The sequence below is a fragment of the Shewanella sp. WE21 genome (genome assembly GCF_002966515.1).
Taxonomy (GTDB): Bacteria; Pseudomonadota; Gammaproteobacteria; order Enterobacterales; family Shewanellaceae; genus Shewanella; species Shewanella oncorhynchi.
This window is the reverse complement of record NZ_CP023019.1, coordinates 12,692-25,751: the sequence shown is the minus strand read 5'-3', so window position 1 is coordinate 25,751 and position 13,060 is coordinate 12,692. Positions and strand designations below refer to the sequence as shown.

Here is a 13,060-nt window from a genome sequence, read left to right as displayed (position 1 = left end):
TTTTGGTTGGAGCATTCGCCAGATAAACGGGATTAGTGCTTAATTGAGGTGTCTTGGTCCCATGTTTGTGGTGCTAGCTCCCATTTTTGAACTGTGGGACATGGTACTTTAGTGACAGCCATCTCAATAAAGGGCGCGACAGTGAAAACTGCCGCGCTTTTTCATTTTAATGGAGGGAAGTTCCATTTTGATTTCAGACTGTTTCAGTCGTGCTCGACTGTGATCTCGTAGGATGAAAACTTACGAATGTTAATCACGCCCGTATCAAACATTAAATACTGCCCCTTGATCCCCTGCAAAATTCCGCTGACGACCACATCTTTATCAAAATTGTGCGAAGTGATCTTCTTCGGAAAGGTGTCAATTGGATAATGAATTGGCTGAATCGTTTCGTGCAAACGCTCGATACTGTAATCGCCTTTTTGCATGCCGATTTCGTGCAACTTAGCCTCAATTTGTGGGATCAGTTCCGCAGCCTTAGCATTTAAATCAATATCGTCGGCATGGCCTTTTAACATGGCTTGCCAATGGGTTTTATCATTAACCAGTTTTGCCAATTCTACTTCGACTAAGCCTGAGAGCTGCCTTGTTGAGACTTTAAAAATCGGTAAACCTTGGGTAGCACCTTGGTCAATCCAACGGGTGGGCAGTTGAGTGTGGCGGGTAATGCCGACTTTAACGCCCGAGGTATTTGACAAGTAGACATAATGCGGCACAAAACAGTGGCTCTGGGCCCACTCTGGTTCGCGGCAAGTGCCTTGGTCGTAATGACAAGTTTCCGGCTTCATGATGCACATATCGCAACTCGCCAGCTTTTGCATACAGACAAAACAATGGCCCTGCGAGTAACTCTTCTTGCTCTTTTTACCGCAGTTGCAGCAGAAGATATTACCCGTGTGGGTCAAGGTTAATTGCTTACCTATCAATGGATTGAGAGGGAGTAACTCATCACCGACAACGAGTTGATATTGCACTTGTTGCGCGTCATCTAACTGCACGCGCATCTTTTTTAGCGTTCCTAACATGGTCATCCTAATGTGTTGCGTTCTGGTGCAGCTTAGTCGCTCATCATGCGTTCTAGTGCACGCTTTCGTTATATCGTCATTGCGTGGCCGTCAGTATACAAGATTATCCAAGTCAGTTTAGATAGGATTTTTCGATAAGTAAGTCGATAAGTGAGTCGATTGACTGAGTGCACCTAAACCTTTTTTGTTTTACTTAACCATTTGTACACTAAGGCAATAATACCGAAAGTAAGCAAGGCTACTGGTAAGTAAATGATTATGCTCATAAATTGTGTTTGGTATTTTGTTGCTAATTGGGTATGGCTAATGAGATACCCAAAACCAACAACGGAAAAAATCCACACCATTGAGCTGATGAAGTTAATGAGTAAAAAACGACGGGAAGAAATACCCGTTGCACCTAAAATATAGGGGTAAACGGTACGAACAAAAGGAATATAACGTGCGAGTAGCAGGGTTATCACTCCATAGTTATCAATAAGGTGGGTCGCTTTTTCCTGATGTTTGATATCAATATTCGACAGCAGTTTTTGGTAAATTTGGGTATGCCCTAAAAATCGACCCTGTAAATAACCTATAGCTGTACCTGTAAAGGTTGCTAGAACCAATAACGGCATAATACCGATATGAAGAATATCTTGATAAATCAGCACTCCAGTGAGAAAGAGTAGGCTATCTCCGGGTAAAAACGCGGTGGGAATAAAGCCATTTTCTAACACTAAAAAGCCACAAATTAATGCGCTGACCATGAGGGCGATTTTAGGATTGGCTAAAACCGCCAGATCATTGTGTATCATGGCTTGGGCCAGTTCGTATAACTGCTCCATACGTACTACTCCCTAAAATAATTGATAAAACATCAAGATGGAAAAACTCGAAAGCGGCAATTTTGAACCTGAGCTACGGTGTTTCGTGGGTTATTCTACCAAGGGAGCATGAATCGAAAGGCAGTTACAACATTAAATTTTGTTGGTGTTAGTGTGTTTATGGTTCAGTAATCGGGTTTTGTGGGAGTTTTATAGTAAAAATATTAAGCATTATTATATGGTTAATAAATTTTAAATGATGACATCAACTTACAAACCCACTTGCCTGATTCCTATGCGCATTCTAACGATTCCAACTATCCAGTATTGATTGCACTGGCTTAACTTAATTTGAACACCTTGCCGCGAATGTCGGTTTTTAAGCATTGTTTTTAAGCGCTCTTAAAGTGCTGTTTGAAAGTGCCATTGCGAGTGCGCCCTCTAAATGTATTGGTGTGCTAAGTGTTAGCTTGCCGTAAAAGTTAATGGCATTAACGGCTTAATCTATCGAGCACGAGATCATCCCCAAGAGCATAGAGGGATTCAACTAATTGATCTTCTTGGGCGAGATCTGTGAGTCCAAGGCCAATGGTGGCCCGAAAGAGTGCTATACCTGTGTGGCCTGCGGTTTCATATTGACTACTAAACTGCTCGATATTGATGCCAATTGCATTGATTTTATTGGATATATCGAGCACAAGTCCGGGTCTGTCATAGGCCACTAGGTTGTAACTTAAGCGTTTGATGGGCTTAAGGGCGACCGAGGTTTTGGAGTAGGTGAGGGACAGGCTATCGATGCATTCTAGGGCCTCAATAAGCTCGTCCATGCGCAGTGACGGCACTTCGAGTAACAATATCGCGGCAAAGACACCGTCAATATGGCGTAATTCTGAGTCGAGCCAGTTGCCGCCATGACGACTCACAGCATGGGCGATTTGTTCTACTAATCCTTTTCTATCAGGTGCTTGTAGTGTGATTAAGTATCGTAGCATAGTGACTGACTCCTATTTTTTGTAAAAGGCACCTGTTTTAAAACGGGGTGTAACACAACTGTCATCTTTGCGTCATATAATCCAACGCACTTAGAATAAAGGATGTTGTTATTGCTCAGTTTACGTTCAAACAGTGTAAGCATAGCACTCGGCAAATCCTAGCGAAAAAACTCGCTAGCTATTAATAATAGAGGTTCTTAATGGAAAGTCAGGTCACTCAACCTGGTTCTGCATCGCACAGTATGCTTAAAGGCGGACGCTCGAATCGCAGGGCATTTAAGGATAAAGCGGCGCAAATCAGCGTCACTATCGGCGGCACTATGGTATTTGTCGCCTTATTGTTGATCTTCTTTTATCTGTTGTATGTGATTAAACCCATTTTCGACAGTGCTGATGTCACACCCGTTAAGAGTGTGAGCTATCAACACGCGGATGTGCCGACCTTAATGGTGGGTGCTGAAGAGCAAAATGAGGTGATGTACCGTGTGAGCGTTCATGGTCAAGTGGACTTCTATACTGTTGCCGACGGTAGCTTACTTTCTAGCTTTACCCCGACGTTACCAGCGGGTGTTACAGTCACTAGCGCCGCCGTTGCTGTACCGAGCGAACAACGTTTTGCGCTGGGATTAAGTAATGGTCAGGTCATAGTGGCGGGCCTAGAGTTTGGTTTAACGTACCCCAATAACAAACGTTTAATCACACCTAAACTGCGTTATCCCGCAGGTGAAACCCCCATTACCGTCGATGAGACGGGCAGCGCGATTCATAAGCTGACCTTCACTTATAGCTCAGACAAAATGAGTTTTGCTTATCAAGATGAGAGTGGTGTTTGGCGCCTCACTCGTCTCGAAGGGCAAGAGAACATGATGACTGAAGAAGTGGAGTGGGTTTCTACGACGTCACAAATTCAAGATGCGCCGAAGAAAGTCTCCCATGAGCTGATGACGCCCGATCAACGTCAATTGATGTTGCAAACTGGCAATAAAATTTTCGTGTACGACATCCGTGATACTGACAGCTTAGATCTGCTGCAGGTGATTGATGTTGAACGTGCTAAGGCACAAGTCAATAACGTGGCTTTGCTGGCGGGTGCGAGTTCATTACTGGTCAGTTATGACACAGGTATTGTGGCGCAGTACTTCCAAGTTAATGGTGAAAAAGGGCGTTTATATCAAGAGATTCGTCAGTTTGATGACTTACCGCCCATCAGCTCGATTACCTCTGAGTTTTATCGTAAGAGTTTCGCGACAGTGAGCCCTGAGGGTGAGCTAACCCTACTCTATACCACGAGTCATCGTGAACTGTTTGATGCAAAGTTTGACCTTAAAAACCCCGGTAAAATGGGCTTTACCCCACGCTCAAACGGCATAGTCGTTGAGGCGGACAAAAAGCTGCATATCTTCAGTGTGGAAAACTCCCACCCAGAAGTGTCATGGAGCGCCATGTGGGACAAGGTGTGGTATGAAGGTTATCCAGAGCCTAAATATGTATGGCAATCGACCTCAGGCTCTGACGATTTCGAAGCTAAGCTGAGCTTAATGCCATTGGCCTACGGCACAATGAAAGCGGCATTTTATGCCATGTTATTTGCCGTGCCTTTATCCGTTGCTGGTGCGATTTACACTGCTTACTTTATGTCGCCTAAGGTGCGCGGTTTCGTGAAACCGACCATTGAAATCATGGAAGCTTTACCAACGGTGATTTTAGGTTTCTTGGCGGGTCTGTGGTTAGCGCCATTGATTGAAGAGCATCTCCCCGGCATTTTAATTCTACTGATCTTATTGCCGACCTCGATACTCACATCTGCCTATGGCTGGAGTAGGTTGCCGGGTAAGTGGAAACAACGTTTACCCGAAGTGTACCAAGAGCTGATGTTAATCCCTGTGGTCTGTTTCGTGGGTTGGTTCTCATTTGCAGTCAGCCCAATCATCGAAGTGGCGCTGTTTGATGGTAATACCCGTCAATTCATCACTAACGAACTAGGGATCACCTTCGACCAACGTAACGCGCTGGTGGTCGGTATTGCCATGGGCTTTGCGGTGATCCCAACGATTTTCTCCATCGCTGAAGATGCCATTTTCTCTGTACCGCGTCATTTATCTAACGGCAGCTTAGCCTTAGGTGCGACGCCTTGGCAGACATTGACACGCGTGGTGTTGTTAACCGCCAGTCCGGGAATTTTCTCGGCCATTATGATGGGCCTTGGCCGCGCCGTTGGCGAGACCATGATAGTACTGATGGCCACTGGTAACACCGCCATCATGGAATGGAGTGTGTTCGAAGGGATGCGAACCTTGGCGGCAAACATTGCGGTTGAAATGCCTGAATCGGCTATCGGTAGCTCGCATTATCGTGTGCTCTTCCTTGCTGCGTTCGTACTATTCATCTTTACATTCTTCTTTAACACCATTGCAGAAGTGGTGAGACAGCGTCTACGTGAACGCTATAGCTCGCTGTAACGGGGATAAGACAATGACATTAAATACTATTTCGCCAGTGACCTTGAGAGGTTTGTGCAATGGGTAAGTGGGTAAAATCAGGCTCGCCATGGATATGGATGACGGGCGGTGCTGTGAGCATCAGTTTGATTGCCGTCTTAGGCTTATTATTGTTAATCGCATGGCGTGGCTTAAGTTACTTTTGGCCTGCAACCGTTTACCAGTGGGAGCTTGAAGATAACACGGGTGTACGTTCGACCTTAATTGGTGAGGTTTACGATAGGGAAGAAGTACCGACTGAGCGTTTGATTGCTGCTGGCCATGTGTTTAAGCAACACCCGGGCGAGTTTGTGACCCGTTACTTAGTGAAAACCGGTAACCGTGAATTTGTGGGTTTGGATTTCCGCTGGATATTAGGTACGGACATTGTTAGCCGTTCTGTGCCAAGCGAGGTCGCACTGATCGAGCGGGCTAAAAACGGTAACTTCTACGGTTATCCGATAGCCGTGATTGAAAATGGCAAGCGTCTTGATTTAGTGAATGATGCGATTGAATCCTCCTTAATGGAGCATATCGAACGCGCTGTTGCCTTATCGGACAAAGCGGTTGATTTGCAGAAGCAAGATATTGGCTCGATTAACTACGCCATTGAAAAATTGCGTTTGCAGGAGCGTCGTTTCGAGCTGGATGGGGAACTGACCAACAGTGTTAAAGCTGAGTTGGTCGCCAAGAGAGCTCAACTGCAAGAAGATTACTTAGTGCTTGAAAAGGCGTTATTTGCCCTGCGTGATGATGCGGCGCGTGACTCAGTTATTGTCCGAGATATGCGCGGCGAAGAAGTTGAACTGAAGCTCGATACAGTTCTCGATGTGACCTATGTGAATCACTTAGGACTCATAGGAAAAATTGGTAAGTGGTTTGTCGGTATTGGACGCTTTATGAGTGACGATCCGCGTGAAGCCAACACTGAGGGTGGCGTGTTCCCCGCGATTTTCGGCACTGTGTTTATGGTGATGTTGATGGCGGTTATCGTGACGCCATTTGGTGTGGTCGCGGCGGTTTATCTACATGAATATGCTAAGAAAGGCCCTATTACTAAGATGATCCGTATTGCGGTAATCAACTTAGCGGGTGTGCCCTCGATTGTGTATGGTGTATTCGGTTTAGGTTTCTTCGTGTACATGATGGGCGGTTCCATCGACCAATTGTTTTACGCTGAAGCTTTGCCTGCTCCTACCTTTGGTTCGCCAGGGGTGATTTGGTCGGCATTAACCCTCGCTATTTTGACGCTGCCAGTGGTTATTGTGTCGACTGAAGAAGGGTTAAGTCGTATTCCAAGCGCGGTGCGTCAAGGTAGTTTGGCACTGGGCGCGACTAAGGCTGAAACCCTGTGGCGGATTGTGATCCCGATGGCGAGCCCAGCGATCATGACGGGTTTGATTTTAGCGGTCGCTCGTGCTGCCGGTGAAGTGGCACCGCTAATGTTGGTGGGTGTCGTGAAATTAGCGCCAACATTACCACTGGATTTTAACTTCCCGTTTGTGCATTTAGAACGTAAGTTCATGCACTTAGGGTTCCATATATATGATGTGGGCTTCCAGAGTCCTAACGTTGAAGCGGCACGTCCTCTGGTGTATGCGACCTCTTTCTTGCTGGTGTCTGTGATTGTGGCACTCAACTTGACGGCCATTAGCGTGCGTAACCACTTACGTGAAAAATATCGTTCGCTTGAGCACTAATCAGCGATTATCCTGAAAGTATTAGGACTAAATATGATTTCTATAGATTCGACAGCAATGAAAACCAATAACTTTGATTTAGCTAACTTAAGCCAGAACGACACCGCGCTGGAGATCCGTAACTTAGATTTGCGCTATGGTGATAAGCAAGCGCTGTTTAATGTATCGATGAAGATCCCCAAGAAGCAAGTCACTGCCTTTATCGGCCCCAGTGGTTGTGGTAAATCGACACTATTGCGCTGTATTAACCGCATGAATGACTTAGTTGATAATTGTCATATTGGCGGCGAGATCTTGCTGCACGGCCAGAATATTTACGACAAGAAAATCGACGTCGCGGCCCTGCGCCGTAATGTCGGTATGGTGTTCCAACGCCCAAATCCTTTCCCTAAGTCGATTTACGAAAACGTTGTTTATGGCTTGAGATTGCAAGGGCTGAATAACCGTCGTGAACTCGACGAAGCGGCTGAGCGTTCATTGCGCGGCGCGGCGATTTGGGACGAAGTTAAAGACAGATTACACGATAACGCCTTTGGTTTGTCTGGCGGTCAACAGCAACGTCTGGTGATTGCCCGTGCGATAGCCATTGAGCCAGAAGTGTTATTACTCGACGAACCAACATCGGCACTCGATCCGATTTCGACGCTGACGATTGAAGAGTTAATCACTGAGCTTAAGACGAAATATACTGTGGTTATCGTGACTCACAACATGCAACAGGCGGCGCGGGTATCGGATCAAACGGCCTTTATGTATATGGGTGAATTAGTTGAATATGCTGATACTAACACGATTTTCACCACGCCGAAAAAACGTAAGACTGAAGATTACATCACAGGACGTTACGGTTAATCACTTGAGTATCGGATAAGGCCACCACGGCTTGGTATGGGTCAACAGTTAAGTAACAGGTTGGAACGCAATGGAAAACATGAATTTAAGTAAGCACATTTCGGGTCAGTTCACCGCTGAGCTGGATGATATCCGTAATCGAGTGCTCGCCATGGGTGGCTTGGTTGAACGTCAGCTGGAGCAAGCGATAGATGCCTTAAGTGCCCTCGATGCCGAGTTAGCCCAGCGGGTGATTGCAGGCGATCATAAGGTCAATGCGATGGAAGTCTCCATTGACGAAGAATGCACGCGTATTATTGCCAAGCGTCAACCTGCGGCCAGTGATTTACGCTTGATTATCGCTATTTCAAAAACCATCGCCGATCTTGAGCGTATTGGTGATGCCTGTGTGCGGATTGCAAAAGCGGCATTAGATAAACGTTTGAATAATCAGCAGCCTTTGTTAGTTAGTATTGAAAATATGGGGCGTCATGCGACTCGGATGTTGCATGCGACTTTAGATGCCTTGGCCCGTATGGATGCCGATACCGCGTTAGAGCTGCATAAAGAAGATGCTAAGCTTGACCGTGAATATGAAGGCATCATTCGCCAGTTAATGACCTATATGATGGAAGATCCGCGTTCAATCCCAGACATACTCGACGTATTATGGGCAGCACGCGCAGTTGAGCGTGTCGGTGACCGCTGTAAAAATATTTGTGAATACATTATCTACTACGTGAAAGGCAAAGACGTTCGCCATACTTCCTACGAAGATATGGAAAAGGACATGAAAGGCTAACACAAGTATTAATCTGCTATTGTAATGCCATTCGCTGAATAAAACGCTCTACAGTCTCTGTGGAGCGTTTTGCTTTTAGAGCTTTTAAATGCGGCTTAATAAATGCCGACTGCTTTTATAGACTGATTTGACAGTACTAATAGCAATGATGAGTCAATTCGATTTGGTAAAAACGCATTGGAAAATTCTGCAGGCTAGTATAGCTGAGTGAACTGTCATTTTAGTTGCTAGGCGTTGGCTGGTATCCACACATACAGGCTTGCCATGGTACTTACTCACCGACACGCAGCAAGTCCATCCTTGGATGCTCGACTGCCCCCGTCCATGGGGCGGACGGTCGTCTCGCTAATCACCATTGCTCTCCTTTCGTGCATTCGTGTAATCTGTAGATTTAAAAATTATCCGCTTGATTACTTTGTTAGGCCAGAAAATTAAAAATTACATAACTCATTGTAAATAAAAAATTGGTGCAGTGAGAATATTGAATAATTAATTAACGATTATTTTTCCATTTCTCTCTGATAGACTCACTGAATCTCCTATTTTATAGATATAAACTAATAATCCATTGTCAGCTTCAAATTTGCAGTCAACTCCACTTGAATTCTTGTAAGAAATTTCTATAAGTGTTGATTTGGCCGTGCCAGTAAGGCTTCTGTTTCTAGTGATGAAATTAGTGACTACACCAGAAACTCTGCTGCCTGTAAATAACAGGTGTAATCTATAAAATAATAAAGCTATGGCGAGTACAAATAAGGAGTAGCTTAAGATTGTGAGGTACCAATACATACCTTTCCCTTTTGAAAGTATGAAGTAGTTATGTGTGTGCCTAACTATTTCGAGATAATCCGTTAAGGAAAACGCAATGCCTTTGGGCTGGTTCTCGCGCTCATTACCGATAAAAGGCAGTAGATTTTTAGGTTGTTCATCTTTTAATGCGGCCCGAATGCGCAGCTGAATACTGGTATGGTCGGATTGTTCTGGCGTATCCGCTATTTGGGCTCTAATCGGATTCAAATCAACGTAGGCCATACAGGTTAACACAGCGGCTTCATCGAGTAAGGCTTGGGCTTTAAAGCGTCCTTCCCAAAAACGACCAGTACAGTTATCTTCTTGATTTGCTTGCCTTGCTATTGGTTCATTCAAACATCGTGCTCTTTTGAAAACTTAGGCATGAAATATCGCATAATCGGTTGCGGTAAATGGCAATTGAATGCTTTAATCGATTGACCTCATGCGCTTCAACTAACTCTCCTTGAACGAATTTTTGCGTTAAGTCATCACCTTTAAACAGCTTATGCCATTGCTCAAGTACTAGTACTTCGCGGTCAGTCCAACGATTGGCACTGTCGATATCGACCCGCAGCACCACATGCAGATGATTCGACATCACCGCAAAGGCTGCCACATCAATGGCAAAAACGGCTTCAAGTTCAAACAGTAGTGACTCAACCCAACCACGGCGATGGTCATAGTTTTTTCCAGAATAGGTATCATCGCCACACAAAAACGCACGCCGAACAACGCGGCTACAGCAATGGTAATAGGGCGTATCTTCAAGACTAATTTGAGTTCTGCGAGGGCGCGGCATACAAACCTCCTTGTTTAATGCTTAACCCAAGCATAGTCGGAGGTTAACAACTGCGCCATTAAGGCTGGGTGTCCAGTTAACTCGTCCAGTTAACTCATAGTTTCTGTTTGCATGGTATTAATAGCTAGATGGCCTTGGCCTAAGATAAATGGATAAATCCTGTTGTTTTATAACCTCCACATTACATTGCCACCTATGCCATAGAATACATCAAGCTCAAAACTGAAAGGCTCTTTCTCTGAAACTCCCAATTTATTCAGTAACTGAGTTGGTAATATTGGCTGACAACTGCCGACAGCATTTTTGATAGCATTCATGAACTTTTGATCTGTTGTCAAAAAGTACTCTATATCATTTACCTCTGCACTCCATAGATGAAATGCATCGACAAATTGCTCTTCCTTTTGTAGTACATGGCATAGCTCATGATACCGCGATATATTACGGAGATTTTTTTGCATTTCAGCAGATAATCCTAATTTTTCGAAATTATTATTGCTAGGATTTATGTTTCTTAAGCAATTGCAAAATTTAACCATTGCACTCGTTGTTATGTACTCATTCATGAAGGATTGAAAAAAATATGAGCGTTCAATGGCAGGGTTGACTTCATTAAACAAGTTTTCAGGGAATAGGTTCCCAAATTTTGAACCAATGGCAGAGCCAGAACGTTGCCAATTTTCAAGCTCTAATTCTACGTATCGATATCCAATTATTTTTTTACTTTGTAGCAACTTTGATATCGTAGGTAAACAGTTAAACTCTTCTTGTAACCAACTGGAGTTTTTCTCTAAAGCTGCCTTTCTGACGTAACCCAAAACACCATCAATTCTGACTGAAGTCATTATATCGCCATAAGATATTATGTTTTGATCAAATAAAATTGAAGTCATACGATTTCCTGATACATGTCTTTACCCATGATGGCACCTTGTAACATTATGAAAAGTTGGTCAACACTCGCACCGTATAAGCCGTCGTTGACAAGCTTTGGGGGCAAATGCATGTTAATCCGAAGCCAGCGCACAATGGTAGGCTTTGAGGGAACCAGACTAGGCAAGTCTGTTTCACTGTAACGATTTTTGAAATCCCTCATGGGCAGGTCATACTTTTTGGTATTCATTACTTTATGTATCTCAAACTATCAGACTAAGCAAGAGCAAGCCTTCGAACTGTGACATGTTTTGGGGCAAAAGCTGTTTGGGCGGATTTGTGAATTAAGGACTTAGTTAAGATTGGCATTGTTGCACCAGTGACCTTCTAAAACATGGATGTTTTAGTAGAGCCCTCAGGGACGAGTTTATGGCGAGTCACTGGGGAAACAATGACAATTTATGCTGCACAACTGACGATAAAGTTATCTTGCTTTGGGGTAATAGCAGTTTAGCTGACCAGTACAAACAGCTAGAGGGGTCGTGAGGATTGGCATTGTTGTTACAGTGACCATTGACGACATTAATGTCGTCGTTGAGCCTATAGAGATACTTTCTTAAATTAAAGGGCGACGAGTCACTGGGGAAGTAATGACAATAAATGCCACTCAACTGTCGAGAGTCTTATCGCAAACAACAGTGAACCAGTATAACGTCAGCAGCAGTTCTGCTCGCCGCGTGCTAGCAGAACTGACAGATTACACTTTCTTAACTTCGCTTACCTTTGCCAAAATTCGCTTATCCCGTGCAGGCGGGTAGATATTCTGATAACTCAAGCAGGTTATAATCTGGGTCGCGGATATAGACAGAGTTTATCCGGCCTGTGGCACCGGTTCGTAGCACTGGTCCTTCAATGATTTCAATCTGAAGTGCGTTTAAATGCGCGATCACTTCTTCTATGTTGTGGCTGACCACAAAACACAGATCGGCACTGCCGGGCATGGCTGCTGCGGCTTTAGGTTCAAATTCTGCGCCCGCTTGGTGCAGGTTAATCTTTTGGTCGCCAAAACTTAACGCAATACGCTGATTGCCAAATACCACTTTCTTCATCCCGAGCACGGCTTGATAAAATTCGACACTGGCGGCGATGTCTTTTACGGTTAAGACCAAATGATCTAAGCGGGTTACGCGCATTTTACTTTCCTTAGAATGGCTCAGAGTGGGCCCTGAATTTGAACGCTGTCTCTATGCTTGAGACTATTACTGCCAGATACCTTACATCATGTGCTGGTGCAAAAGTGACTCTGTGGTAGCATTTGTGGCGTTTTTTGCGTAAATATTTTATGCCTTCTATATCCCTATGACTGAATGAGAGTGTGATGAAAAAAACCTTAGCCCGCGGCTTAATGAATCTATTACCTATGGCCTTGAGTTTGTGGCTGTTTTGGTCGTTGTTTGTATCGTTAGATGGTTTGGGAATTGTAATTTTAGAGTTGGTAGGGATTAACCAACACTTTGTCGGCGCGGGATTTATGCTGGTGGTGGCATTAGTTTTTGCCGTGGGCCTGTTGTTTTCTGTCAGTCCTATTGTGTGGCTTTATGGTTGGCTTGAGCGCCAGTTGATGCGTTTCCCATTGTTTAAATCGGTTTATGGCAGTATCCGTGATATCGCCTCTTTGATGAATCGTGATGGTAAGCCAACAAGCCAAAAGACAGTGTTAGTGACACAGGCGAATGGCAGTTTTGTGGTGGGCTTTATTATGACGGATACGCCGCCACAGCCCTTGTTAGATGCGCTACCAGAGGGCGATTGGGTGCCTGTGTTGTTCCAATTGAGCTATCAAATGGCGGGCGTGACGAGCTTAGTTAAGCGGGATGATTTAATTATGGTTGATTGGTCGTTTGAGGAGGCGATGCGCTTCAATTTAACTGCTGGTATATCGCAGTCACCGACTAAGTAATCA

11 protein-coding genes and 1 pseudogene are annotated in these 13,060 nt (G+C 44.5%); 6 read left to right on the top strand and 6 right to left on the bottom strand.

What is annotated here, in order from left to right; all coding sequences use genetic code 11:
* Positions 1-203: 203 nt before the first annotated feature.
* The 3 genes from CKQ84_RS00120 to CKQ84_RS00110 form a co-directional block, all read right to left on the bottom strand.
* Positions 204-1,025, bottom strand: coding sequence for a DUF2797 domain-containing protein (locus CKQ84_RS00120; RefSeq protein WP_105249677.1), 822 nt, complete (start codon positions 1,023-1,025; stop codon positions 204-206).
* A 173-nt stretch (positions 1,026-1,198) separates the two neighbouring features.
* Positions 1,199-1,852 (bottom strand): DedA family protein, encoded by a 654-nt coding sequence (locus tag CKQ84_RS00115; protein ID WP_105249676.1) that lies wholly within the window; start codon positions 1,850-1,852, stop codon positions 1,199-1,201.
* 470 nt (positions 1,853-2,322) lie between these two features.
* On the bottom strand, positions 2,323-2,823 hold the full coding sequence (locus CKQ84_RS00110; protein ID WP_028760534.1) for a glycine cleavage system protein R: 501 nt from the start codon (positions 2,821-2,823) through the stop codon (positions 2,323-2,325).
* A 200-nt stretch (positions 2,824-3,023) separates the two neighbouring features.
* Here CKQ84_RS00110 and CKQ84_RS00105 point away from each other — a divergent pair, with 200 nt between their 5' ends.
* From CKQ84_RS00105 to phoU, 4 genes are all read left to right on the top strand, one after another.
* Positions 3,024-5,282, top strand: coding sequence for an ABC transporter permease subunit (locus tag CKQ84_RS00105; protein ID WP_105249675.1), 2,259 nt, complete (start codon positions 3,024-3,026; stop codon positions 5,280-5,282).
* A 59-nt stretch (positions 5,283-5,341) separates the two neighbouring features.
* The gene (pstA, locus tag CKQ84_RS00100; protein ID WP_105249674.1) at positions 5,342-7,000 is read left to right on the top strand and encodes a phosphate ABC transporter permease PstA; all 1,659 of its coding nucleotides are present in this window, start codon (positions 5,342-5,344) and stop codon (positions 6,998-7,000) included.
* 33 nt (positions 7,001-7,033) lie between these two features.
* Complete coding sequence (pstB, locus tag CKQ84_RS00095; protein ID WP_028760531.1) at positions 7,034-7,852, top strand: phosphate ABC transporter ATP-binding protein PstB; 819 nt, start codon at positions 7,034-7,036, stop codon at positions 7,850-7,852.
* A 70-nt stretch (positions 7,853-7,922) separates the two neighbouring features.
* A complete protein-coding gene (gene phoU / locus CKQ84_RS00090; RefSeq protein ID WP_028760530.1) occupies positions 7,923-8,633 on the top strand; it encodes a phosphate signaling complex protein PhoU in 711 nt (236 codons plus the stop codon).
* Between the two features lie 831 nt (positions 8,634-9,464).
* On the opposite strand, the pseudogene CKQ84_RS00085 reads toward phoU, so the two are convergent.
* Positions 9,465-10,224: pseudogene (locus tag CKQ84_RS00085) on the bottom strand (transposase); the annotation flags it as partial.
* Between the two features lie 167 nt (positions 10,225-10,391).
* Positions 10,392-11,117, bottom strand: coding sequence for a hypothetical protein (locus CKQ84_RS00080; protein WP_105249673.1), 726 nt, complete (start codon positions 11,115-11,117; stop codon positions 10,392-10,394).
* Positions 11,118-11,747: 630 nt separating this feature from the next.
* Between CKQ84_RS00080 and CKQ84_RS23710 the strand changes: the two genes are divergently transcribed.
* Positions 11,748-11,915: a hypothetical protein gene (locus tag CKQ84_RS23710; RefSeq protein WP_158682976.1), complete on the top strand. Its 168-nt coding sequence runs from the start codon at positions 11,748-11,750 to the stop codon at positions 11,913-11,915.
* Here CKQ84_RS23710 and CKQ84_RS00070 read toward each other — a convergent pair.
* A complete protein-coding gene (locus CKQ84_RS00070) occupies positions 11,895-12,290 on the bottom strand; it encodes a VOC family protein (RefSeq protein WP_105249671.1) in 396 nt (131 codons plus the stop codon). The genes CKQ84_RS23710 and CKQ84_RS00070 overlap by 21 nt on opposite strands.
* Before the next feature lie 185 nt (positions 12,291-12,475).
* Between CKQ84_RS00070 and CKQ84_RS00065 the strand changes: the two genes are divergently transcribed.
* Positions 12,476-13,057 (top strand): DUF502 domain-containing protein, encoded by a 582-nt coding sequence (locus CKQ84_RS00065; RefSeq protein ID WP_105249670.1) that lies wholly within the window; start codon positions 12,476-12,478, stop codon positions 13,055-13,057.
* Positions 13,058-13,060: the final 3 nt, after the last annotated feature.